This window comes from Rhizobacter sp. Root1221 (genome assembly GCF_001425785.1).
In the GTDB taxonomy this organism is placed as follows: Bacteria; Pseudomonadota; Gammaproteobacteria; order Burkholderiales; family Burkholderiaceae_C; genus Rhizobacter.
The window spans coordinates 115,501-138,870 of record NZ_LMDI01000006.1; the positions used below are offsets into that span (position 1 = coordinate 115,501).

Consider the following 23,370-nt stretch of genomic DNA (forward strand, 5'->3'; position numbering starts at 1 on the left):
TCCTATTCGGCGCTGGCGGCGTTGTTCATCACCAGCTCCGCCGCCGGCAGCGCGCCGCTGAGCTGGCGCCACAGCGAATGCACCAGCATCAGCGCGATGCCCACGCTGCACACCAGCAGCGCCGAGAACACGATGCCGATGGGCACGCCCGAAACCGGCGCGTGGTCGTCCATCGCCAGCACCACCTGCTTCCAGGTGCCGTGCGCCAGGAGCGCACAGCACACCAGCATCAGCGTGTCGGCAACGAAGCGGCACAGGCGCTGGCCCACCACCGGCAGGCGTGCGACCAGGCTGGTCATGCCCAGGTGCGCGCCGTCGTGCATGGCGATCATCGCGCCCAGCAAGGTGAGCCACATGAACAGGAAGCGCGACACCTCCTCGGAGAAGACGATGCCGGAGTTGAAGGCGTAGCGCAGCACGACGTTGCCGAACACCAGCACGACCATCACGGCCAGCAAGGCGACCAGCAGCCATTCGATCGCGCGGATCGCAAAGCGGGGAATCATGGTGTTGTCTCCATCGGTTGTTGCCTCGGGTCGATGCGGTAGAAGCGCATCGCGTTGTCGTGCCAGATGGCCCGGCGTGCCTCGGGCGGCAGGTGCACCAGCGCGCCGCTCATCGCACGCACCAGCGCGGCGCAGTCCACACGCAGCGAAGCGACCGGAAAGTTGCTGCCGAACATGCAGCGCTGCCAACCGAAGATCGCCACCGTCTCGCGCACGATCAGCGCGTTGTCATCGAAGCGCCAAGGCGCATCGCGCAACCCGAACTCGGACAGCTTCACCTGCACCTGTTCGTGGCGCGCCAACGCCGCCATGCCGCGCCGCCAGGCGGTCAGCCCGGCGTCGCTGCGGTCACTGGGCAGGCCGGCATGTTCCAGCACCACGGGCAGGCCCGGCACCTCCGCGACGAGGGCGGCGGCCTCTTCGAGATGCCAGAACGGCACCCGCAGGTCCCACGACAGGCCGAGCCGGCGCAAGCGCTCGAGCGCGCCGGGCCAACGCGCGTCTTGCAGCGCGCCGGGCCGCGCACGCACCGATTCCTCGGGACGGCGCGCCGTCAGCGGCTTGAAGCGCACGCCGCGAACGCGCGGATAAGCCACTTGTTCGGCCAGGCGCTCGTCGGCATCGGGTGCCAGCAGGTCGACCCAGGCCACGACCGCATCGGGCAGGCCGTGCGTGGCCTGCAGCTGGTGCAGCCATGCGGTCTCGGCCAGCGCCTGCGAGCGCTCGCGCTCGGCCTCGACGTGCACGGTCGCGACGATGGGCTGGTTCTCGGTGGCCGCCCGGTACTCCGCGACGCCGAAGTCGCGGCACAAGGCCGCGTAGTCACCGAGGATGAAGGCCCGGGGGTCGTAGTGCTGCTGCAGCCAGGGATAGGACCCCGTGTCCAGCCGCCACAGGTGGTGGTGGCTGTCGACGATGGCGCGTGGCACGATGCACATGATGGCGGGGCCTCAGGCACACAACACGAACGACGCGTCCGGCTCGCGCAGCGTCGTGATCTCGCGTTCGAACTGCCACGTGGCCAGGTTCAGCACACGCACGCGATCGTCCTGGAACGACACATAGGCCAGCGCGCGGGTCGGGTGGAACGACAGCGCGGTCGGATTCGCGGGCAGCTCGATGCAGGCCACCTCCTGCAACGACGCCGCGTCGAAGACCGACAGCGACCGCTCGCCGCTGTTGGTGAGCAGCAGCAGCTCGCGGCCGTCGGCGCGGTCGTGGCGGTAGATGCGGTTCGGGTCGCGCCGCGTCTTGACACGCCGGCCCAGCGTCATGGTCGAGGTGTCGATCTCCACCAGCGTGTCGTCACCGCGGTTGGCGACGAACAGCGTGCGTTCGTCTTTCGACAAGGCATTGCCCTCGGGCCGCGGTCCAGGCAGCACCGCCACCGGGGCGACGGTCGGGTTGCGCGGGTGGAACCTGGTCACCGTGTTCGACAGCAGGTGCACGCCGTACGCCCATTGCGCATCGGCGCTCAGCGTGACCAGGTGGGTCTTGATGCCGCCCGAAGGCACGGCCATGTTGGGCACGTCCTGCACCTGCGGGTCGTCGAACACCAGCAGCGTGTCCTGCGCCTCGCTCATCGCGTACAGCCGGCCCTGGCCGTCGCAGGCCATGCCGTGCGGCCGCCGGTACGGCCACAGGTCGAGCATGCGCACATGCTCGCGCCTGGCCAGGTCGATCACCGCGATGCGGTGGTCGCCGTCGTGGCCGCGTGACCAGGCGGTCTCGATGCCGAACAGGCCGACGTACGCGTAGCGCCGCGCTGCATCGAGGGTGAACTCGTGCGGGAAGTTGGGCAGCACGATGTGTTTCAGCGCGGCCCCGCTGTCGAGGTCATAGACGCTGAAGGTATGGGCGCATTTCTGCACCAGCAGAAGCAGGTCCGACATGGCCAGGCTCGCTCAGTTCGTCGCGTCGACGGCGGCCAGCAGCTCGGCGCCGTTCTTGTCGACGAAGGCCTTGCGGGTCTCGTCGCCCACCAGCTTTCGGAACGGAGCGGCGTCGTAGGTCTCGAGCACCGTCATGCCCTTGGCGCGCAGGTCGGCGATGATCTTGGCCTCGTCCCTGGTGTTCAGCTCGCGCTGGAAGCGGCCGGCGGCCTGGGCCGACTCCGCCAGCACCTTCTGCAGCTCGGGCGAGAGCGCGTCGAACTTGGCCCGGGTCATCACCACCGGCATCGCGGTGTAGGCGTGGCGGCTCATCGTCAGGTGCTTTTGCACCTCGTAGAACTTGGCCGCGTGCGTGATCGCGATCGGGTGCTCCTGCGAATCGACCGCGCCGGTTTCCAGCGCCTGGTACAGCTCACCCAGCGGCATCGGCACCGGGTTCGCGCCCAGCAGCTTGAAGGCCAGGATGTGCGAGGGGTTGGGCGTGGTGCGCACCTTCAGGCCCCTGACGTCGTCGGGGGTGCGCACCGGCCGGTTCTTGGTGGTGATGCAGCGAAAGCCCACCTCGAACCAGCCGAGCCCCGTGAGGTTGTGCGTCTTGAGCCCGGCCAGCAGCTGGTTGCCGACCTTGCCGTCGAGCACCTTGTAGGCGTGCTCCGGGCTTCGGAACAGGAACGGCAGGTCGAGCGCGCCGATCTGCGGCGTCAGGCCGGCGAAGTTGACGCTGCCGGCCATCATGATGTCGATGGTGCCGCCGCGCACGGCGCCAATCACCGTGGCGTCGTTGCCGAGCTGGCTGCTCGGGTACACCTGCACCTCGAGCGCACCCTTGCTGCGTTCCTTGACGGCCTTGGCGAACTCGAGCGCGGCAAGGTGCTGCGACGACGACTCCGGGCCGGCGTGGGCGAAGCGCAGCTTGGTCTGCGCCATGGTCAGGCTGGGGGCCAGCCCGCCAGCGATGGTGGCCAGCAAGGCGGCCAGGAATGTGTTGCGCTTCATCTGATGTCCCTCTGCTTGTCTACAGGTCCGTTGACCGTACCAGTGGCGGCAAAAAAAGGCGTGTCTCGTGCGGCACCGGCTCGCGTCGAGCCAGTGCCGCGGCGGATCACTTGCCCCAGATCCTCCGGTACTCGTTGCGGTAGCCGTTGTCGGGGTCGAAGAGGTTCTTCGGCCCGCCGTCCTTGGCGACGTTTTCGGCCGTCACCAGGTGCACCTTCGGCACGTAACCCGACCACGCCGCCTTGTTGAACGCGCGGTTGAGTTCGTCGACGATCTGCCAGCCCTGCATGCTCAGCGCCTCGGGCACGGTGCCGGCCTGGTGGCGCTTGCTGCGGATGCGCTGGTAGGCGGCCTCGGAGCCGTCGCCGGCCGACACCGCCTTCGGGTTGCTGTCACCCTTCTTGCCGGCCGCGCTCAGCGACGGGCCCATGAAGTCGAAGTACAGGTCGTTGATCGCGAGCGAGTGCGTCCACTTGTCACCGAAGCGCTGCAGCAGCGAGGTCGTGAGCTGGGGCATGCGTGTCGAGCTCTCGGAGATCGGGCTGTCCTCGAAGCTCAGCACCGTGCAGCCGCCGCATTTCTTGATCACCGCCTCCATGGCGCGCGCCTTGTACAGCGCGATCGCGTACTGCGAGTCGGTGAAGATCACCACGCCGGCCTTGCCGCCGGAGTCCACCACGGCCCATGAGGCCGCCACGTCGGCGACGGCATCGGTCACGGTGGTGACGTTGGCGAACAGCCCCGCCTTGTCGTTCGGCCCCGGCATCTCTCCGGAGTGCCAGCCCACCAGCGGCACGCCCGACTTCGCCGCGTTCTTGAACGCGACCTTCTGCTCGGTGGTGTCGAAGCCGCCCACGACGATGCCGGCCGGCTTCAGCGCGAGCGCCTGGTTCAGCGCGGCGGTGCGCCCGCTGACCGTGCCCTGGCCGTCGACCACGCGCACGCTCCAGCCGATCGCCTTGCCGGCCTCCTCCACGCCCTTGGAGACACCGAGGATGCCGCCGTTCTTCAGGTCGCCGGCGACGAACACGATGGTCTTGCCGGCCGCCGCCTTCGGTCCGGTGCTCGGGCCGTCCCACTTTTCCTTGGACATCGTGGCGACCGCCACCTTCTGCTTCGCCGCCTCGAGGAAGTCGTCGGCCAATGCGTGGCTGCCGAAGCCGGCAGTCGCGAGTGCCAAGGCCAGTGCGCCGAGGCGCGACAGTTTCTTGCTCATGGGAAAGTCTCCTGGTGGGTTGCTTCAGTGGGCTGCCGCTTGATGCGCGGCTTCCGGGGAAGGGGTTGCCGATGCGGCGGCGGTCTCGCCGGGCGGGCGCTCGGCCGCGCCCGTGCCGAGCTGGCGTGCGGCGATGCGCCGCTTGATCGACACATTGCGGCGCTGCTGCGCCCAGCCGGCGATGCCGATCGACACCAGCAGCGTCAGGCCGTTGAACAGCGGCTCGACATAAAACGCGCCGCCGAACTGCTGGATGCCCGAGATGCCGATCGCGAGGATCGCGACGCCGACCAAGGTGCCCCAGACGTTGACACGCCCGGGCCGGATCGTCGTCGAGCCGAGGAAGGCGCCGACCAGCGCCGGCAGCAGGAATTCCAGGCCGACGCTGGCCTGGCCGATCTGCAGCCGCGAGGCCAGCAGGACGCCGGCAAAGCCCGACAGCGCGCCCGAAGCGACGAACGCGCCCATCACGTGCTTGCGCACCGCGATGCCGTTGAGCTGCGCCGCCTTCGGGTTCGCGCCGATCACGTAGAGCGCGCGGCCAAGCGGCGTGAACTCGGTCACCAGCCACATCGCCACGCTCACCGCGAGCACATAGAACGCGCCCACCGGCAATCCGAGCAGGCTGCCGCCGGCGATGCCGACGAAGCCTTCGGGCAGGTCACCCACCACCTGGCGGCCGCCGCTGTGCCACATCGCCACCGCATAGATCACGGTGCCGGTGCCCAGCGTGGCGATGAACGAGTCGATCTGCGCGAGCTCGACCAGCAGGCCGTTGAGCATGCCGAACAGCGCCGCGCAGGCCACCACGATCAGCACCGCGAGCGGCCACGGCACCCCGAGTTTCGTCTGCAGGCTGATCGCGAGGATGTGCCAGAGCACGATGCCGTAGCCCACCGTCAGGTCGATCTTGCCGGTGATCATCGGGATGGTCGCGGCCAGTGCGAGCAGGGCGATCACCGACTTGTCCGCAAGGATCGCGCGCAGGTTGAACAGCGTCGGGAAGGTATCGGGCAGCAGCGCGGAGAACAACAGCGCGAGGCCCACGGTCAGGACGACGAGGCCATAGACCGGCATGGCGCGGCCGAGGCGTTGCATGACGGTCAGCGCATCGCCGTCGAGTGCGCTGTCAGGCTCCAGGGCCGTGGACTTGATCGAGGCAGTCATGCCGTTGTCTCCAGTTGTTCATGAGCGGTTTGGTGCCCGGCGCCACCGGCGGCGAGCGCAAGCAGTCGTTCGACGGTGATGTCCTTGCCGACGAGTTCGGCGGCGACCAGCCCGTTGCGGAACACCAGCACGCGGGTGCAGACCGTGGCCACTTCCTCGAAGTCGGTCGAGACCACGATCAGCGCGCTGCCCGCGTCGGCACGTTCGCGCAGCACGCCGTAGATCTGGCGCTTGGCACCGACATCGACGCCGGCTGTCGGCTCCTCGAGCACCACGAGGGGCTTGTCGAGGTGGAACCAGCGCGCCAAAACGACCTTCTGCTGGTTGCCGCCCGAGAGCTGCTGCACCTCGGCATGCGGTGCGGGCGGGTTCACGTCGAAGCGTTTGATCAGGGCCAGTGCCGCGTCACTTTCCCTGCGGCGCCGATCCAGCGCCAAGCCGCGGTCGCCATGAAGCGAGGGGTGCGGGAACAGGTTCTCGAGCACGCTCATCGCGCCGGCAAGGTTCTCTTCGAGGCGCTCGCCCGCCACATAGGCCACGCCGGTGCGGATCGCATCGGCCGGGGTTCGATACGTCACCGCTTTCCCGAGCACGGTCATTCGGCCGGCGGACAAGGGTTCACGGCCGAACAGCGCCCGGCTGATCGCCTCATGGCCAGCGCCCCTCAAGCCGATCAGACCCACCACTTCGCCGCGACGCACTTCGAAACTGACCGGGCCGGCATTGCCGCTGGCGGCACGATCCAGCGCGAGCACGGTCTCGCCGCCGGGCAGCGCGCTGGCCTTTGGCACCGAGGCCGCCAGCGCCTTGCCGACGATCAGGTTGACGAGTTCACTCTCGCTGGTCTGCGACGTGGTGCGCATGGCCACGAGCCTGCCATCGCGCATCACCGCGGCACGGTCCGAGATCGCCATCACTTCGTCGAGGCGATGCGAGACGTAGATCATCGCCATGCCTTGTCGGCGCAGCCCGTGCAGCACGACGAACAGGCGCTCCACGTCGGCCATCGGCAGGCTGGCCGAGGGCTCGTCGAGCACCAGCAGGCGGGCCTGCACTTCGAGCGCACGGCCGATCGCGAGCAGCGACTTCTCGGCGCGGGTGAGCGAGAAGATGCGGCGGTCCGGATCGATGTCGCAGCCGACCCGCGCCATCACCCGGCGCGCGGTGGCACGCGCCGCCTTCCAGTCGATGAGCCCGAAGCGGCGTGCGTAGCCCGTGCCCAGCGCCACGTTCTCGGCCACCGTCATCCACTCCACGAGCCCGAGATCCTGGTGGATGAAGGCCACCGGCTGGCTTGCGCGGTCGCTGCTGCGCCACTGGGCTTCGGGCCGGCCGTCGAAGCGCATCTCGCCGCCATCGATCGGGTAGATGCCGGCCAGCAGCTTGATCAGCGTGGACTTGCCGGCGCCGTTCTCGCCGAGCAGCGCGACGATCTCCCCGGCGTGGACGTCGAAGCTCACGTCATCGACCGCCTGGGTTCCGCCGAAGCGCTTGCTGACGCCGCAGAATTGCAGCAAGGGCGCGTGCGGCGCGTTCACAGCAGCACCACCTTGGACACGTCGGGTTCGCGCTGCGTCGCGATGAAGCGCTCGATGCGCAGTGTGTCCGTGTCGAGCACCGCCACGCGATCGTCGTCGAGCGAGATGAAAGCCAACGCCTTGGTGGGGTGGAACGACAGCGCGATGGCGCGGGCGTCCAGCTTCAGGTAGCCGGTCTCCTCCAGGGAGACCTGGTCCACGACGGAGAGGCTGCGGTCGCCGTAGTTGCTGGTGAACAGGCGGCCGTCGCGCGCGCGGTAGATGCGTGTCACGTCATCACGCGAGGGTGCGGCGTGCTGGACCGTCATCGTCGCCGTGTCGATCGCGGCGAGCGTGTTGCTCCAGCGGTTGCTCACGAACAGCGTTCGTTCATCCTCGCTCAGGCAATACCCTTCCGGCTTCTGGCCGGGATGACACGCCACCGGCTCGAACAGCGGGTCCCAGGGCCGCACCTTGGTCACCGTGTGGCTCAGCAGGTTCATGCAGTAAGCGGTCTGCCCATCGCGCGTCAGCGCGAAGAGGTGGCTCTTGATGCCGCCGGACGGCACCGCACGCCTGGGCGCGGTGTCGACGGCCGGCCGCTCCAGCACCAGCAGTGCCGCCTTCTCTTCGCTGAGTGCGTAGAGCCGATCCTGCTCATCGATCTGCAAGCCATGGATCCGGTTGAACGGGTACAGGTCTATAGACCGTACCAGTTCAGACGAGCGAATGTCGATCTGGAAAATCGTGTGGCCCCCCGGGCCGGTGTGGCCGGAGGTCTCGACACCGTAGTGGCCGACGTAGGCGAAGTGCCCGGCACGGTCGGTGACGAACTCGTGCGGAAACTCGGGCAGCTTCAGCGTGCGCATGCGTTCGCCCGATTCAATGTCGTACCAACTGAAGCAGTGCGAACATTTCTCGACCAGCAGCAAAGTATCTCGGCTCATGTTGTTCCCGTCTTCAAGGAGTCTGGATGCCGCGCGCGTTCAACCGAATGCGGTACAGCGACGTGGTCGCACAGATGAACAGCTCATCGCGTTCGGGCCCGCCAAACGTCAGGTTCCCGACCCGCTCGGGCACGGGAATGGCCGCGAGGCGTGTGCCGTCAGGGTGGTAGACCTGCACGCTGTCCGCGCTGCTGGTGTAGACCCAGCCGCGCGCGTCGATGCGAAAGCCGTCCGACAGGCCCGGGCTCACCACCGCGAAAAAACGCGGGTTCGTGAGCGTGCGGCCTGCGGCCACGTCGAACGCGACGATGTGGTGGTGGCCGCCGCCATCCTTTCGCAGCGCCGCCGATGTGTCGGAGACGTAGAGGACCGATTCGTCGGGCGAGAAGGCCAGCCCGTTGGGCTCTTCGACGAACGTGCTGACCACGTCCAGCGTGCGGCTGTCCGGATCGAAGCGGAAGACGTAGTTGCCGCCCAGCTCGGACTCGGCCTGGTGACCTTCGTGGTTCGAGACGATGCCGTAGGGCGGGTCGGTGAACCAGATCGTGCCATCGCGCTTGACGACCACGTCGTTGGGGGAGTTCAGGCGCCTGCCTTGGTAGTGGCTGACGAGCACTTCGTCCGTTGCCTCGGCGAGACCGGCCTTGAAGCGCGTGCGCACGATCGCGCGCTGCCCGTGCGAACAGTGCAGCAGCGCGCCGTCGGCCTCGCGCGTGTGGCCGTTGGTGAACTCGACCTCGTGGCGCCACACGCTCGTGCCGTCGCGCGGGTGCCAGCGCAGCATGCGGTTGGCGGGGATGTCGCTCCACAGCACGCTGCCGTCCTCGTGCATCCACACCGGGCCTTCGCTCCATGCTGCACCGGAAGCAAGGCGCTCCAGGGATTCACCAGGTCGCGCCAGCGATTCGGCTCGCGGGTCGTGGACGATGATGGCGCTCATTTCGGCTCCATTTCGTCGAGGGTGGTCTTGCGCACCTGTTCAAGGTGCTTGCGAGCCGCCGCGGCGGCCGCTTCGGGCTTGTGGGTCTTCAACGCCTCGATGATGCCGCGATGCTCGGCCACGCTGTGCGCGATGGCGCCCGGGCGCTGCAGTGCCCGGCGCCGGAACTCGAGCGCGTAGTCGTAGAAGTCGGAGACCACGTCGACGAGCAGCGCGTTGCCGCAGGCCTTGTACAGCGTGGTGTGGAATTCTCGGTCGGAGATCTGGAAGCGGACCGGATCGCCAAGCATCGACTCCTGGTCATGCACGAGCACCGCGAGCCGGGCCAATTCGTTGTTGCCGATGCGCTGGGCCGCCAGCCGGATCACCTGCACCTCGACCGCGGCGCGCGCTTCGGCCACCTCTTCGAACGACCGGTCGCGCAGGTTGCCCAGCGTGCTGACGGATTCGTGCAGGGAGTAAGGCCCCGTGCCGAGCACACGCGTGCGTGCCCCCTGGCTCACTTCGATCATCTTGCGCGCGTGCAGCACACCCATCGCGGCGCGCACGGTCTCGCGCGAGACGCCCAGCGTGGAAGCGAGTTCGCGCTCGGAGGGGAGTTCGTCGCCGACGCGCAGCAGCCCGGAGTGGATCATGTAGATCAGCTTGTCGCTGATCTGGTCCTTGACCGTGCGCTTGGCGATCTGGCCTTTGTCCCCGGGGATGCGGGCGATGAGTTCCATAGGTCTATCGGTAGGAAGAACGTCGGTAGGAAGAACGGATCGGAATTGCCAGCGAACTGGCCTACTGGTCTGGCTAGAGTACCAGTTGGGACTCCCGTTTTACTACGGGAATTCCCGAGTTCAGCCCACCTCGTTCTCAAGGAAACGCCGGGCCGCCCCAAGTTCCTTGACCCCCACGGGGGGGCGGGTTGGGCCCAGCCCAACCCTGGGGCCCTCAGAAAAGTTCCACGTCCCCCGTCCTGGGCGCATCCTCGCGCCCCCTCGACGCGACAAGGTCGGCGTGGCTGCGGACGCAGTTGCGCCCCTGTTCCTTGGCGAGGTAGACGGCCCGGTCGGCCCGTTCGAAGGCGGCCGACGGGGAGTCTCCCTGGACGACCTGGGTGAACCCGATGCTGACCGTGATCGTGCCCACCTGCGGGAATCGGTAGGCGGCCGTGTTGGCCCGCATCCGCTCGAGCACCTGCCGGGCGTCCTCCTCGTCGGGGCAACGCATCAGCACCACGAATTCCTCCCCTCCGAAACGGTAGAGGCGGTCGTGGAAGCGAAAGGAGCTGTTCATGAGCCGGGACAACAGCAACAGGACTTCATCACCGATCAGATGCCCATGGTTGTCATTCACGCGCTTGAAGTGGTCGATGTCGATGACCGAGAGCCAGTGCAGCAACGGCGGCACCGCTTCATCGGTGGCCGCCGCCGTGGCTCGGGCCGCAAGCGGCGCGCCCGTCAGCTTCAGGAAGCTGTCGTCGAACGTCTTGCGGTTCAGCAGCCCGGTCAGCGTGTCGCGCTCGCTGTAGTCCAGGAGGCACTGGAAGTTGCGGTAGATGCGGAGCACGCTGGTGACAAGGCGCGCGGACTCGTCCGGAAGGGGGGCGTCGGTCTCGATCTCCAGCACCCCCACCACACCCTTGTCTGACTCGACGGGGAAGGTGCTGTGCGTCGATTCGTTCGCGCCGGACGCGACCACGGCCTCCCCGGCGAGGGCGCGCACCCGGGACGGGAACAGCGCCAGCCGGGGCAAGGTCTGCGGGTCGGCCCAGGCGGGGTCCGCCGCGGCCACCGCATCGGAGGCGCCGAGGCGTGCCCGGGTTGTCCAGCGCTCCTCACCGGGGTCTCCGGTGACCCGATAGATCGCCACCGACCTCGGGTGCAGGATCTCCCGCAACGATCCGACCAAGGTGACGTCGAGGACGTCACGGTCCCTGAATCCGGTGAGTTCGGCCAAGTGGTCAATCAGTTCTGACATGGCAGCGGACGCGCCCCTCGCAAGAGGTCGAGTACCAGGGCTTCCCGGGCCCGGGTGGTGACCGATCAACCCGGGCAGCAACCCGCGTGCCCGGTGCCGTGAACCGGACCCCTGATCCGCAGTTGGCGGACGGCGCGCAAGGCCTGCTCCCCACCCTTCGAGCGGCGCAGTGTCCGACACATCGCAGCGGCCCTCTCTGCTGACCAGGCACCGGCCGCCGGGCCGATGATGAATGCAAGCCCCCTGCCGGAGATTCAGCATGTTCCACGCACAGCCGACGCACACGCGATTCCACCCGGGAAGCCGGATCAGCGCCCACCTGCCCCTTGTGCTGGAGGCCGCCGCCGTCGTTCTGACGGGCCTCGGCGGTGTTCACGTTGCCCTGCTCTGGGCGCTGGACTTCAACGTCCTGGCCGAGGCGTTGCACCCACTGGGCGTCGCGGTCTGCGAGGGCCTTCTCACGGTCGCGGCGTCGTACGTGATCGCGGCAGCGGTCCTGAGCCGGCGGCACTGAGGGGCGGCCCGATCGCCGAATGCGGCTACAACGAGACATCGAACTGACGGCGGAAGTCGCTTGGCGTGCATCCTTCGATGCCGCGAAAGAACTTGGTGAAGTTGGTCGCCTCGTCAAAGCCAAGCCGCTGCGCGATGGCAGAAATCGGCATCTCCGTGTGCACCAGCAGGCGCTTGGCTTCCAGCGCAAGGCGTGAGGCGATAAAGGCCTTCGCACCGACACCAGCCACCGCACTGCAGATGCGAGTGAGTGTCTTCTCGGAACATCCCATGGCATGTGCGTAGCGCGAAACGTGATGCCACTGATGCACCTTTGCGTCCAGAAGCCGTTTGAAAAGACGAAAGCGCTCCGACGCATCGGACGATGTTCCGGCAGACGGCTGTTGCTCGGCGTGAAAGATGTGCAGCCGCGTCACAAGCGTTGCCAGTTCGCTCTGGAGCAGCCAGTTCAGCAGCGGTTGCCCGGCGTCGAGCGCGCACTCCTCCTCCAGCCGCGCGAGCGTGTCGGCCAAGAACCTGCCCGTCGACCGGTCGAGGCGCAGATGGCCAGGAAGCGCATCGATCAGTTCATGCATCTGAAGGCGTTCCTCGCCCTGCGAAACCTGCAGCAGCTCGGGTCGGAACAGCAACAGGTTTGCGTCCCAACGGCTACCCGGGCCGAAGCGGTGAACCTGTCCGGGCCGAATGGTCAGCAGCGATCCGGCACCACACTCGATGTGACTGAAATCCACCACGGCGCGGCATATCCCGCGTCTGACGTGCACGAACATGTGAAAGTCGTAGCGGTGGTGACGCTGCAGGTGGGCCCGGGGCACCCTTCGTCTCAGGTCCGACATCGAGAAGACCTCGAGGTCCAGCGCGCTCTCGCCCGAGGGCTGATATTGGACCTGCTCGATCTCGATGGGTCTCGTTCCGTGCGGCATCGATCCATTGTCCGATATTCACCATTTTGCAACCGACTTTGATCGTGTCGAACACGCCGGCAACTCGAACAATACGGGAACGCGCCGGGCGGCCACCATGCCCCGGCTCCCATCCTGATAGACAGTCCGAGACCACCGATGCAAACGACAAACCGACAGTTCATGGCTCGCTTCGTGGAGTTCATCAACACCGCGGACCCGCGGCTCGCCACAGAGTTGGTTTCTCCGGACGCCGTGTTTCAAGTTCCGGGGCGCCCCGAACCCGTGCACGGGCCACAAGGCTACCTGGAGATCATCGGGATGATGCGCGGCGGATTCCCCGACATTCAGTGGACTCTGGAGGAAACCGTCATCGAAGGTGATGTCATCGCGGCGCGATTCACGATGCGCGGGACGCACCGCGGAGCCTTCTTCGGCGTGCCTCCCACCGGCAAGACGATTGCCGTGCAAGCGCTGAACATCTATCGGCTCTCGACCGGGAAGATCGTCTCCGAAGTGGGTCAACCGGACCTGCTCGGATTGATGCAGCAGATCGGCGGGTTGCCGCGTTCCTGAGGCCCTGTGCACCGATGTCGAGCACACCATCAAGCCGAAGCGGCATTGCTGCCCGTGGGCGCACCGTGGCGCGCCTCGAACAACGCATGCCAGTGGGGAATGCGCGCAAGCGCGTAGTCGGCGCTGCGCCGGCGGATCTCGTTGCGGTCGCCGTCGAACTGGCGCGTCTCCGAGAACACCACCGGTGACCGGTCGCCATCCCGGAACGCCCACCCGTAGCACTGCGTGCCTGCCGGGATGTCAGGGTCCACGTCGTCGGTGACACCGGTGTTCGATATCGCGAGACTGGCACAGCTGCCCCGGAGTGCACCTTCCGCCATTTCGCGGGCCACGGCCTCGCTCGTGAGGTTGAATCGGGCGATGGTCTCGGGCCGCACGCCCAGGCAGCGTTCCTTGGCCGCGGGCGAATAGGCCACGAAGGCGCATTCCAGCAAGTCGCCCGCGCCCTCGACGTCCGCGATGCTCGATGCGATGAGCCCGGCGGTGCACGATTCCGCGGTGACGAGCTTCAGCGACCGCGCCTTCAGGAAATGAATGAGCTCGGATGTGTCCACCGTGGCCTCCGAACGGCTCAATGCCGATCCTGACCGCCCGTGGACTTCTTGTCGTCAGCCATGGTGTCACTCCTGAGGGTTGGCACGCCCCAGCTTGGCACGGCGCGGCCCGGTCGTGCATCGGCCGACGGCGCGCGCGCGCGACGGTGTTTTCCGACAGCTCCCTCTTGCGTCCCGCGTGCCTACAGGCGTAGCCTCGTTGCTCCTGCAGTCATCGGGGCCGCGCGGCCACGAGCTTCGGCCGTCCGGTTCCCGGAAAAGCCCCCGGATTCGTTCCGTTTACGACCGTCTGGCCCGGGCCCGGCGAGCTATCCTCAACGATGGATCATCAGAGTCCTTCCCGGACAAGTTGACGCGATGGCGCTCAATTTCTTGCGCACTCACTCAGCAAAAGCCGCCGTCCTCGGCGTGGCGGGGCTGGTCCTGGGCCTGTTGGGTGTCGAAACGCACCGGGCCCTGGCGTCCGAGTACCGGGTGCAGGTGCAGTCCATCCAGTCGTCGGTCGACCGAACGGCGCAGCAACTGGCGGCTCGCACCACCGAGGCCATGGACCAGGTCAACCGCTCCACCCTCGTCGTCAACTACACGCTCGGCCGGCATCCGGCCCCCACGCTGGCGGGCCTCGAACTTTCAGGCGTCATCGACAAGGGTCTCGCGGATCCGATGTTCATCGCCGACGCCACCGGTTTCGTTCAGGACTCGACCGCGTCGTCCCATGTGCAATATGTCGCGGACGAGGAATTCTTCAAGCAGCACCGTACGTCGTCCGAGCGCCAGGTCTTCGTGGGGCGGGTATGGACCGATGTGGTCAGCGGGGCGTCCCGGATACCCGTCACGCGTCGCCTGGAGGTGAACGGGAAGTTCCAGGGCATTGTCTGCGCGATGGTCGATCCTCGCGTGCTCACCGTGCCGTACGGACGGCATGAAGTCTCGAGCACCACGATCGGCGTGCTCGGGGAAGACGGCTACTACCGATCGAGGCTCTCGGAAGGCCGCATGACGTTCGGCGAGCGCCTTGACCCGTTGGTGGTGGCCGGCCAGATCGCCGAGTCGAAACGAACCTTGCTTCCCGGACGGAGCCGGGTTGACGGCAGCGCGCGCTTCGCCGCATTGGTCAAGGTCGAGCGCTACCCTCTCTACGCGGTGGTCGCCGTGTCGGCAGACACGGCCCTCGCCCCCTACCGTCAGTTCCGCGAGAAGAGCGTGCGCTGGGCGATCGTCACGGCCTTCGGGACGGTCGCGGCCGTCCTCATGCTGCTGCGGCTCGCCCGGTCCCTTGACGAGAGTCGTCGCCTCACCCGCACGGCGGAAGCCACGTTCCGGGCCGCGCTGGAAGGCAGCCTGGACGCGGTGTTCATCCTCGAGGCGGTTCGCGATCCCGCCGACGGGCATCTCGTGGACCTGCGCATCCGCGATTGCAACGAGCGGGCCGCGCAGGGACTGTCGACAACACGCACGGAGCTGCTCGGCGCCACGTTCTCCGAACGACTCCCTGTCTCGACAGGGCGCTACCTGAAGGCGTTCAATCACGTGGCGGCCACGGGCAAGCCTGCACAGAACGAAATGGAATGCCACGACCCCGGCCTGGAAGGCATCTGGTTGCACCACCAGATCGTTCCGCTTGAAGATGGCTTCGCGCTGATCTCGCGCGACGTCACCGAAAAGAAGGCCAACGAGGCCACCTTGGCCGCGTTGAGCCGAGCCGACAGCCTGACCGCGCTCACCAACCGCCGAGGCTTCGAAGAGAAGCTCGAGGAAGCCATCCTGCGCAGCGCGCGGGCCAAAGCGGGCGACGGCGCCAACCTCGCGCTGCTGTATGTCGACCTCGACGGGTTCAAGTCCATCAACGACAGCCTGGGGCATGCGGCGGGAGACGCCGTGCTCGTTGAAGTGGCGCGGCGACTGCGGGCAGCCGTCCGCACCACGGACGTCGTGGCGCGCCTGGGTGGCGACGAGTTCGCAGTGATTGCGGAGAACGCCGGCACCCGGCGAGACATCGAGACGCTGGCCGAGCGCGTCCTGGGTGACTTGTCGAAACCTCATCGTGTCGGCGACGCGCAGCGCTTCGCGACACCGAGCATCGGGATCGCGATTCACGTACCCGATGAACACTCGGGTGCCTTTCGCTCGAGGGCTGACGCGGCCATGTATCGCGCGAAATCGGCCGGGAAGGCCCGAGCCTCCTGGGAAAACACGGCAACGTTCGAGGGCGCCGCTTCGCGCACCGTGGACTGAGAAGGTGTGGCATCGGCCCAGCCGCCGAGCGCTTACAGTCACCCCAACAAAGGGGGTGACCACGTGGACAGTCAAACGCATTCCGGCAACGCGCCAACCGTTCAACCCGGCGAGCAGGCCGTCCGCATTGACGTGGACTCAGACCACACCATTGGCTACGCGTCGATTCAGAATTCGGTGCCGGTCGTCAGATCGATCCGGATCACCAACCTGACCGGCGCTGCGCTGGAAGACCTGCAGGTGTTGGTGAGGTGCAACCCGCCGTTCGCCCGAGGTGCCGATCTGAGATTCGATCGGCTGGCACCGCATGAAACTCGCACCATCGCGCCGATCGATCTGCAGCCTGACCACGCATTTCTCTCGGACCTGCAGGAGACGGTCTCCGCGGCCCTCACGATCTCCGTGCGCCAAGGTACTGGCGCGTCAAGCCAGGTCAGCCGGCCGATCGACGTCCTCGCATATGACCAGTGGGCTGGCACGCGCGCCCTGCCCGAGTTGCTCGCGGCATTCTCCATGCCGAACAACCCGGCCGTTGACCCGTTGATCGCAGAGGCATCGAGGCTCCTGCGATCGTCCGACCCCGACCTTTCCATGAACGGCTACCAATCGAAGAGCCGTGAAGTCGTCTGGAAACAGGTGTCCGCGCTGTACAGCACCCTCTGTGGCAAGGCGCTCCAGTACGCCGAGCCTCCCGCCTCATTCGGCAACGACGGGCAGAAGATCCGCACGCCTGACCGCATCCTGGACGGGCGCGTGGCCACCTGCCTGGACCTGGCGATGCTCTTTTCCTCTTGTCTCGAGCAAGCCGGCCTTCGACCCGTGGTACTGATGAACCAGGGACACGCATGGATCGGCGTGTGGCTGCACCAGGCGACGTTCGCCCACCCGTTGACCGACGACGTGCAGGCCGTGCGGAAACGGGTGGAGACCGGAGAGTTTCTCGCATTCGAAACGACGGGCCTGGCCCAACACGCCAGCCAGCGCACCTCGCTCAGGGTTGCCGTCGAGCAGGGACACGCACACCTTCGAGACGAGGCGGCGTTCTTGTATGCCGTGGACATCTGCAAGGCCCGCGAAGTCCAGATCAGGCCGCTGCCTTCGAAGGCTGGTGCACTGAAGTCTGAAGAAGCGGCCATCGGCGAAACCCCGCCAGGCATCGAACCGGCACCGAACCTGCCGCCGCTCGATCCCGCGACGCTCACCCCTCTTGACCTGCCTGCGGACGAAACACCGGCAGGTCGCCTGGCCAAGTGGAAATCGAAGCTGCTCGACCTGACGCTGCGCAACCGGCTGCTGAACTTCAAATCCACGAAGGCGACCCTGCAGATCGTTGCCCCGGACCTGTGTGCACTGGAAGATGCCCTGTCGGAAGGCACCGAGTTCCACATCAAGCCGTTGCCTTTGCTGATGGAGGGCCACGACCCCCGCGTGGCGCAGGTTCACACACAACGCAACGGTCGTTCCCCGCTGGACGACATGGCGCTCGACGCCTTGGGCAACAAGGAATTGCTCGCGCGTGCGTCCCCGGAGTCATTGGAAGGGCATCTGCTGGCACTGCACAGCGCTGCGCGGACGGGCCTGGAAGAGGGCGGCGCGAACACCCTCTACCTCGCCATCGGATTCCTGAAATGGACCGAAGCGGAGAAGGCAGACGCCGCTCACCTGGCGCCCATCCTCCTCGTGCCCGTCTCCATGACCCGGCAATCGGTTCGCAGCGGCTTCCGGTTGGCCCGCCACGATGACGAAGCGATCATCAACCCGACACTGCTCCAACTGCTGAAGAACGCCTTCGAACTCAAGGTCAGTGGCCTCGATGTCGTTCCCACGGACGACAAGGGCATCGACGTCCCCCGCGTGCTCCAGGCGTTTCGCCTGGCCACCAGGGAAATTCCCAAATGGGAAGTGCTCGAGCAGGCTCATCTCGGGATCTTCTCGTTCACGAAGTACCTGATGTGGAAGGACCTCCAGGACCGCACCGAACAGTTGAAGGGCAATCGGGTGGTTCGGCACCTGATCGACCATCCCGGCGACGCCTTCGCGGTTGAAAGCGACGGGGACCCCGATGTGCGGCTGGACGACTCGCACCGGCCCCAGGACATCCACGCGCCGCTGCTGTCGGACTCCTCCCAGCTCAAGGCCATCTGCGCGGTGGACGCCGGAAGAGACCTCGTCCTGGAAGGGCCGCCGGGCACCGGAAAGAGCCAGACCATCACCAACCTCATTGCCCACAGCTTGGCGAAGGGGCGAACCGTGTTGTTCGTGTCCGAGAAGATGGCCGCGCTGGAGGTGGTGCACCGCAGGCTGTCCGACATCGGCCTGGCTCCCTTCTGCCTGGAGTTGCACTCCTCCAAGGCCAAGAAGGCAGAGGTCCTCCAGCAGTTGGGCAAGGCCTTGGAGGTGTCGGGGTCCCGTGCCCCCAACGACTGGAACCGTGAAGCGGAGCGCCTGGCTGCGCTGCGACAAGCGCTGAACGCCCTCGTGGACACGCTTCACCGTGAGCACGGGAACGGGCTGACCGTGTTCGACGCCATCGGCACCTGCATCGCGAACTCGGGCAGCCATGCATCGGACATGCCCTGGGCTGACGGCCACACCCATCCGCGCGAGGCGCTGGACGCCCTGCGCGAGACCGCCCGACAGATCTCGGCCCTCGCCCAGGCGCTTCCCAGCCTGGGTGAGCACCCCCTCGCCCTGATCGGCCGGCTCGAGTGGTCGCCTTCGTGGCAAGACGCATTGCTGGCGGCTGCCCAGTCGACTGCTGCCTCCGCAGCCACCTTGCAAGAGGTGGGGGGCGCGTTCGCGAAGGTGCTTCAGCTTCCGGTGGATGGCCAAAGCATGGACGCCTTCGCGGCGCTCGACCAGCTCGCGGACATCCTGTTGGCCGCCCCCAAGGTGCCGCCCGGACTGGCCAGGCAAGCACACCTCCCGGCCGCGCGGGCCCGCATCGGCGCGTTGATCAGGCATGGCCGCTCCCGCCAGGCGCACTGGCAACGCCTGGGGCCTGGCTGGAAGCCCCACCTGGCCAAGATGAACGGGGCCGAGCTTCAAGGGCAATGGGGCCATGCCATGTCCACCTGGTGGCCCAAGTCGTGGTTCGCCAAGCGCGGGATCTTGTCTCGCCTTGCACCGATGCGCGATGACGGCAAACCGCCGCCGGCGGCGTCGGTCGCAGACATCCTGGCCGCCCTCTCCGATGTGAACGAAGAAGATCAAACGCTTCACGGCATGCATGCGGATGCCGAGGCCCTCCTGCAGGAATCCTATGAAGGCGTCCAGACGGACTGGCAGCAAGTCGAGCAGCACGCCACCTGGGCCACGAGCTTTGCAGACGCCGTGGTGCGCGTTGCCGGCGGTGACCCAGCCGTGGCCCATCCGATCCAGGAGCGGCTTCAACACCTGGTCTCGGATCAACGTGCGCTCTTGTCTGCGGACGGCCCGGCCGGCAGGACGTTGCTCGGGTTCCGGGACGCCTACCGCAACCTCCTCGCCAACCTCGAAGGGCTCCAGCCATTGGCTCAACCCGTTGCGGCGCTGACGGGACCGCCCCAGGCCGACGGTGCGATGGCACGCCTCCAGGGCGTGCTCGGCCGATGGGCGCAGGCCCATCGTTCCCTGCTGCCCTGGTGCAACTGGCGCAGTGTGCGAGAGCGGGCCATGGCGCAGGGGTTGCAAGGGTTGGTCACGTCGGTCGAGCGCGGCGACGTTCCGCTCTCCGGCGTCGAGCATCATTTCGAGTTCAGCTACCGCAACTGGTGGCTGAAGAAGATGATCGACACAGACCCGATCCTCAGGACGTTCTCGGGCGCGGACCATGAGCGCAAGATCAAGGAGTTCCGGGCCGCGGACGCGAGGTTCCAGAAACTCACACAGGACTACATCGCCGCGACCCTGGCCGGCAAGGTGCCCGCCGCGACGGCACCCGTCGTTGGCGCCGACAGCGAAATGGGGCGCTTGCGCAGGGAACTGACAAAGCAGCGCCGGCACATGCCGGTGCGCCAGCTGGTGCAGGGGCTGCCCACGCTCCTCCCTAAACTCAAGCCATGCCTGCTCATGTCGCCCCTGTCGGTCGCCCAGTACCTGGATGCCCGGCACGCGCAGTTCGACCTGGTGGTGTTCGACGAGGCATCGCAGATTCCCGTCTGGGACGCCGTCGGTGTCATCGCGCGCGGAAAGCAACTCGTTGTCGTCGGAGACCCGAAGCAGCTCCCGCCCACGAACTTCTTCAACCGATCGCCGGACAGCGACCCGGACACATCCAGCGGCGATGAAGAAGTCGAAGACCTCGAGAGCATCCTGGACGAATGCCTCGGCGCCGGGATGAACCGCCTGAGCCTCAAGTGGCACTATCGAAGCCGGCACGAGAGCCTCATCACGTTCAGCAACGCGCGCTACTATGACTCCCGTCTCGTGACCTTCCCCTCTCCGGTCACCGACGACATCGCCGTGCGTTTCGAGCACGTGCATGGGGTCTACGACCGCGGGGGATCACGCACCAACCGGGCCGAAGCCGAGGCGATCGTCCAGACCATCGAACGGCACTTCCTCGACGAAGGCGAAAGAAGCCGAAGTGTCGGGGTGGTGACCTTCAACCAGACACAGCAGTCCCTGATCGAGACGCTGCTGGACGCCCGCCGACGCACCAACGTCGACCTGGACAAGGCCATTGCGCAGGCCGCCCACGAGCCGTTGTTCATCAAGAACCTCGAGAACGTCCAGGGCGACGAGCGCGACATCATCCTGTTCTCGATCACCTACGGCCCGGATGCCGCTGGCAAGGTGACGATGAACTTCGGCCCGCTGAACGGCGAAGGCGGGCATCGCCGCCTCAACGTGGCCATCTCCCGGGCCCGCGAACGTGTCGTGATCTTCAGCACGCTCAAGCCGGAGCAGATCGACCTCGGGCGCGTGCGCGCCACCGGTGTTCGTGACCTGAAGCACTACCTGGAGTTCGCGCTGCGTGGCCCGAAGGCCTTGGTCGAACAGAGCGTCCCGGCCGGCCGCGAGCCTGACAGTCCATTCGAGACGGCGGTCATCCGCATGCTGAGGGACAAGGGCTGGGTGGTGCATCCGCAGGTGGGCTGCTCTGGGTATCGGATTGACCTGGGCATCGTGGACCCACGTGCGCCAGGAAGGTACCTCCTCGGCATCGAATGCGATGGCCGCAGCTACCACTCGGGTGCGACGGCGCGGGACCGCGACCGCTTGCGCCAGCATGTCCTCGAAGGGCTGGGGTGGCGCATGCACCGCATCTGGTCGACAGAGTGGTGGCTGAATCCCGAGGGAGAGTTGGAGAAGTTGGCGGACAGGCTTCAGTCTCTTCTCGAAGAAGAGGCGCCCGCACCCCATGCGGAGGCACGAACGGCCGGCCCCGAGGCTGAAGGCGCTGACATCGGGGGGGCCGAGGACCGCAACGGCATGCCCGTGGATGATCAGCCCATGCCGGCTGAGCGGGGTGCGCGGCTGGATCCATATGCCCCGGCCACCCTGCCCGCCGGCCGGCCGGAGTCCTTCTACGAACCGGCTCACACCAAGGCGCTGGTCAAGTGCCTCGACATGGTCATCGACACCGAGGGCCCCGTCCTGGAAGCCGTGCTGTTCAAGCGCGTGGCCCGGGCGTGGAGCCTGGAGCGAACGGGGGCACGCATCGTCGAGCGGTTGCGCAACATCATTCCGGCCCGGGTGGTTCGCACCGAGGAAGGCGATCGCACGTTCTACTGGCCCGAGGGAGCCACCCCATCGGGATGGTCCCGGTTCCGGGTGGCCGACAGCAATGAACAATCCCGCCGCCACATCGACGAGGTTGCGTTGGAAGAGGTCGCGGCGATCGTCAGGCACCTCCTGGAACAGGCCGGCTCATCGAGCAGGCAGGACCTGGCGCGAACAACTTGCCGCTTGCTGGGAATGGCCCGGACGCCAGCGGACGCGGAGGCCAGGGTCGTCAACGCCATCGAGTGGCTGGTGACGGCCGAGGCCGCCGTGGTCCATGGAGACCATGTGCGGCTGAGGACCTGAGCGGATGCCGCGGGATCCCCGTCGTTGCACTCAACTGGACCATCCGCCACCCAGCGCCTTGAACACCGTGACGGCGTTGCTCAGGCGGGACAGGCGCGTGGTGATCAGGCCCTGCTGCGCGCTGTACCAGGAACGCTGGGCGTCCAGCACCTCCAGGTAGCTGTCGACACCGCGGTCGTACCTTGCATTCGAGAGGCGCATGGCGTCCGCGTTCGCATCCGCCAGCGATTGCTGGGCTTCCAGCTGATCGGTCAGGGATGACCGATCCGCGAGGGCATCCGCCACTTCGCGAAAGGCGGTCTGGATGGACTTCTCGTACTGCGCGACAGCAATGTCGCGCGCAGCCTGTGCGTCGTCGAGGTTGGCCCGGTTCGACCCGCCGTCGAAGATCGGCAGCGTGATCTGTGGCATGAAGCTCCACGCGCCAGACCCGGCCTTGAACAAGCCCGACAGCTCGGCGCTGCTGCTGCCGGCGGAGGCGGTGAGCGTGATGCGCGGGTAGAAGGCCGCGCGTGCGGCGCCGATGTTGGCGGTGCTGGACTTGAGCTGGTGCTCTGCCTGCAGGACGTCGGGCCGTCGCAGCAGCAAGTCCGACGGCAAGCCGGCCGGCAGGTCAGGCAGCGCGTTGACTTCGTCACCGAGCTCGCCCGGGGCGAAGTTGTCCGGCACCTCCGTGCCGATGAGCAGCGCGACGGCATTGCGGTCCTGCAGGATGCGGCCGGTGTACAGCGCCACGTCGACCCGTGCACTGTCCACGCTCGACTGCAACTGGCGCAGCGTCAGCGCCGAAGCCGAACCCAACTCGAATCGCCGTTGCGTCAGCGCATAGGACTCGCCTTGACTGCGCAGCGTCTCCTTCGCCAGCGCCAGGCGCTCGATGTCCGCGGCCCAGGTGAGGTAGGCGTTCGCCACTTCGGAGATCAGGCTGATCTGCGTGGCATTGCGCGCCGCCTCGGTCGAGAGGTACTGCTCGAGCGCCTGGGCGTTGAGGCTGCGAACGCGGCCGAACAGGTCCAGCTCATAGGCACTGATGCCCACGTTGGCGCTGTACTGGTGCGTGACCATGGCCTGGCCGGAGGACGAAACGCCGGCCGGCACCCGGCTGCTGCTGCCGCTGCCAGAGGCGTTCACGCCGGGAAAGCTCTGCGAACGCTGCACGCGGTACTGCGCCCGCGCCCGCTCGATGTTCAGCACCGCGACGCGCAGGTCGCGGTTGTTCTCGAGCGCGATGCCGATGAGACCGCGCAACCGCACGTCGGCGAAAAACGCCTGCCATGCCAGGTCCGCCACGTTCTCCGACGGGCCGTTGGCCACGGACACCGGGTAGGCGGTCGGCACGGGCGAGGCGGGGCGCTCATAGTCGGGTGCGAGGGTCCCGCAGCCGGCCAGGCCGGCCACGATCGAAAGGGTAAGAAGGCTCAGGCGCAGCATG

The 23,370-nt window shown here is 67.0% G+C and carries 18 protein-coding genes; 4 read left to right on the top strand and 14 right to left on the bottom strand.

Annotation, left to right across the window (positions count from 1 at the left end):
• Window positions 1-2 precede the first annotated feature (2 nt).
• From ASC87_RS06360 to ASC87_RS06410, 11 genes are all read right to left on the bottom strand, one after another.
• A complete protein-coding gene (locus ASC87_RS06360) occupies window positions 3-506 on the bottom strand; it encodes a TRAP transporter small permease (RefSeq protein ID WP_056658407.1) in 504 nt (167 codons plus the stop codon).
• Window positions 503-1,444, bottom strand: coding sequence for an amidohydrolase (locus ASC87_RS06365; protein ID WP_056658409.1), 942 nt, complete (start codon window positions 1,442-1,444; stop codon window positions 503-505). The genes ASC87_RS06360 and ASC87_RS06365 overlap by 4 nt, the downstream gene beginning before the upstream one ends.
• A gap of 12 nt (window positions 1,445-1,456) precedes the next feature.
• The gene (locus ASC87_RS06370) at window positions 1,457-2,398 is read right to left on the bottom strand and encodes a YncE family protein (RefSeq protein ID WP_056658411.1); all 942 of its coding nucleotides are present in this window, start codon (window positions 2,396-2,398) and stop codon (window positions 1,457-1,459) included.
• Window positions 2,399-2,410: 12 nt separating this feature from the next.
• Complete coding sequence (locus tag ASC87_RS06375) at window positions 2,411-3,394, bottom strand: TRAP transporter substrate-binding protein (RefSeq protein ID WP_056658412.1); 984 nt, start codon at window positions 3,392-3,394, stop codon at window positions 2,411-2,413.
• A 106-nt stretch (window positions 3,395-3,500) separates the two neighbouring features.
• Window positions 3,501-4,610 carry a substrate-binding domain-containing protein gene (locus ASC87_RS06380; protein ID WP_056658415.1) on the bottom strand — a complete coding sequence of 370 codons (1,110 nt, stop codon included), beginning with the start codon at window positions 4,608-4,610 and terminating at the stop codon, window positions 3,501-3,503.
• Window positions 4,611-4,634: 24 nt separating this feature from the next.
• Window positions 4,635-5,777 (bottom strand): ABC transporter permease, encoded by a 1,143-nt coding sequence (locus ASC87_RS06385; RefSeq protein WP_056658418.1) that lies wholly within the window; start codon window positions 5,775-5,777, stop codon window positions 4,635-4,637.
• Window positions 5,774-7,315, bottom strand: coding sequence for a sugar ABC transporter ATP-binding protein (locus tag ASC87_RS06390; protein WP_056658420.1), 1,542 nt, complete (start codon window positions 7,313-7,315; stop codon window positions 5,774-5,776). Before ASC87_RS06390 ends, ASC87_RS06385 begins: the two co-directional genes overlap by 4 nt.
• Window positions 7,312-8,241: a hypothetical protein gene (locus ASC87_RS06395; RefSeq protein ID WP_056658423.1), complete on the bottom strand. Its 930-nt coding sequence runs from the start codon at window positions 8,239-8,241 to the stop codon at window positions 7,312-7,314. Before ASC87_RS06395 ends, ASC87_RS06390 begins: the two co-directional genes overlap by 4 nt.
• Window positions 8,242-8,254: 13 nt before the next feature.
• The gene (locus ASC87_RS06400) at window positions 8,255-9,181 is read right to left on the bottom strand and encodes an SMP-30/gluconolactonase/LRE family protein (protein WP_056658425.1); all 927 of its coding nucleotides are present in this window, start codon (window positions 9,179-9,181) and stop codon (window positions 8,255-8,257) included.
• A complete protein-coding gene (locus ASC87_RS06405) occupies window positions 9,178-9,903 on the bottom strand; it encodes a FadR/GntR family transcriptional regulator (protein ID WP_056658427.1) in 726 nt (241 codons plus the stop codon). The genes ASC87_RS06400 and ASC87_RS06405 overlap by 4 nt, the downstream gene beginning before the upstream one ends.
• A gap of 214 nt (window positions 9,904-10,117) precedes the next feature.
• Complete coding sequence (locus ASC87_RS06410) at window positions 10,118-11,146, bottom strand: GGDEF domain-containing protein (RefSeq protein ID WP_056658430.1); 1,029 nt, start codon at window positions 11,144-11,146, stop codon at window positions 10,118-10,120.
• A 259-nt stretch (window positions 11,147-11,405) separates the two neighbouring features.
• On the opposite strand from ASC87_RS06410, the gene ASC87_RS06415 reads away from it, so the two are divergent.
• Entirely contained in the window at window positions 11,406-11,660 is a 255-nt protein-coding gene (locus ASC87_RS06415) for a hypothetical protein (protein ID WP_056658432.1), read from the top strand.
• Between the two features lie 25 nt (window positions 11,661-11,685).
• On the opposite strand, the gene ASC87_RS06420 is transcribed toward ASC87_RS06415, so the two are convergent.
• Entirely contained in the window at window positions 11,686-12,582 is an 897-nt protein-coding gene (locus tag ASC87_RS06420; RefSeq protein WP_056658434.1) for a helix-turn-helix transcriptional regulator, read from the bottom strand.
• A gap of 138 nt (window positions 12,583-12,720) precedes the next feature.
• Here ASC87_RS06420 and ASC87_RS06425 point away from each other — a divergent pair, with 138 nt between their 5' ends.
• Entirely contained in the window at window positions 12,721-13,137 is a 417-nt protein-coding gene (locus tag ASC87_RS06425; RefSeq protein ID WP_056658436.1) for an ester cyclase, read from the top strand.
• Between the two features lie 29 nt (window positions 13,138-13,166).
• On the opposite strand, the gene ASC87_RS06430 is transcribed toward ASC87_RS06425, so the two are convergent.
• On the bottom strand, window positions 13,167-13,691 hold the full coding sequence (locus ASC87_RS06430; protein WP_056658518.1) for a CinA family protein: 525 nt from the start codon (window positions 13,689-13,691) through the stop codon (window positions 13,167-13,169).
• A 357-nt stretch (window positions 13,692-14,048) separates the two neighbouring features.
• On the opposite strand from ASC87_RS06430, the gene ASC87_RS33585 reads away from it, so the two are divergent.
• Together ASC87_RS33585 and ASC87_RS06440 are read left to right on the top strand one after the other, a co-directional pair.
• Window positions 14,049-15,926 (top strand): diguanylate cyclase domain-containing protein, encoded by a 1,878-nt coding sequence (locus ASC87_RS33585; protein ID WP_056658438.1) that lies wholly within the window; start codon window positions 14,049-14,051, stop codon window positions 15,924-15,926.
• A gap of 177 nt (window positions 15,927-16,103) precedes the next feature.
• On the top strand, window positions 16,104-21,938 hold the full coding sequence (locus ASC87_RS06440) for a DUF3320 domain-containing protein (protein ID WP_235582077.1): 5,835 nt from the start codon (window positions 16,104-16,106) through the stop codon (window positions 21,936-21,938).
• Window positions 21,939-21,968: 30 nt separating this feature from the next.
• Here the strand turns inward: ASC87_RS06440 and adeC are convergent, their stop codons facing one another.
• Window positions 21,969-23,369, bottom strand: coding sequence for an AdeC/AdeK/OprM family multidrug efflux complex outer membrane factor (gene adeC, locus ASC87_RS06445; protein WP_056658442.1), 1,401 nt, complete (start codon window positions 23,367-23,369; stop codon window positions 21,969-21,971).
• Window position 23,370: the final 1 nt, after the last annotated feature.

What these genes read in the sequence shown, in the direction of transcription:
- ASC87_RS06360 (WP_056658407.1), bottom strand. Translation starts at nt 506, where the DNA reads ATGATTCCCCGCTTTGCGATCCGCGCGATCGAATGGCTGCTGGTCGCC.
- ASC87_RS06365 (WP_056658409.1), bottom strand. Translation starts at nt 1,444, where the DNA reads ATGTGCATCGTGCCACGCGCCATCGTCGACAGCCACCACCACCTGTGG.
- ASC87_RS06370 (WP_056658411.1), bottom strand. Translation starts at nt 2,398, where the DNA reads ATGTCGGACCTGCTTCTGCTGGTGCAGAAATGCGCCCATACCTTCAGC.
- ASC87_RS06375 (WP_056658412.1), bottom strand. Translation starts at nt 3,394, where the DNA reads ATGAAGCGCAACACATTCCTGGCCGCCTTGCTGGCCACCATCGCTGGC.
- ASC87_RS06380 (WP_056658415.1), bottom strand. Translation starts at nt 4,610, where the DNA reads ATGAGCAAGAAACTGTCGCGCCTCGGCGCACTGGCCTTGGCACTCGCG.
- ASC87_RS06385 (WP_056658418.1), bottom strand. Translation starts at nt 5,777, where the DNA reads ATGACTGCCTCGATCAAGTCCACGGCCCTGGAGCCTGACAGCGCACTC.
- ASC87_RS06395 (WP_056658423.1), bottom strand. Translation starts at nt 8,241, where the DNA reads ATGAGCCGAGATACTTTGCTGCTGGTCGAGAAATGTTCGCACTGCTTC.
- ASC87_RS06400 (WP_056658425.1), bottom strand. Translation starts at nt 9,181, where the DNA reads ATGAGCGCCATCATCGTCCACGACCCGCGAGCCGAATCGCTGGCGCGA.
- ASC87_RS06405 (WP_056658427.1), bottom strand. Translation starts at nt 9,903, where the DNA reads ATGGAACTCATCGCCCGCATCCCCGGGGACAAAGGCCAGATCGCCAAG.
- ASC87_RS06410 (WP_056658430.1), bottom strand. Translation starts at nt 11,146, where the DNA reads ATGTCAGAACTGATTGACCACTTGGCCGAACTCACCGGATTCAGGGAC.
- ASC87_RS06415 (WP_056658432.1), top strand. Translation starts at nt 11,406, where the DNA reads ATGTTCCACGCACAGCCGACGCACACGCGATTCCACCCGGGAAGCCGG.
- ASC87_RS06420 (WP_056658434.1), bottom strand. Translation starts at nt 12,582, where the DNA reads ATGCCGCACGGAACGAGACCCATCGAGATCGAGCAGGTCCAATATCAG.
- ASC87_RS06425 (WP_056658436.1), top strand. Translation starts at nt 12,721, where the DNA reads ATGCAAACGACAAACCGACAGTTCATGGCTCGCTTCGTGGAGTTCATC.
- ASC87_RS33585 (WP_056658438.1), top strand. Translation starts at nt 14,049, where the DNA reads ATGGCGCTCAATTTCTTGCGCACTCACTCAGCAAAAGCCGCCGTCCTC.
- adeC (WP_056658442.1), bottom strand. Translation starts at nt 23,369, where the DNA reads ATGCTGCGCCTGAGCCTTCTTACCCTTTCGATCGTGGCCGGCCTGGCC.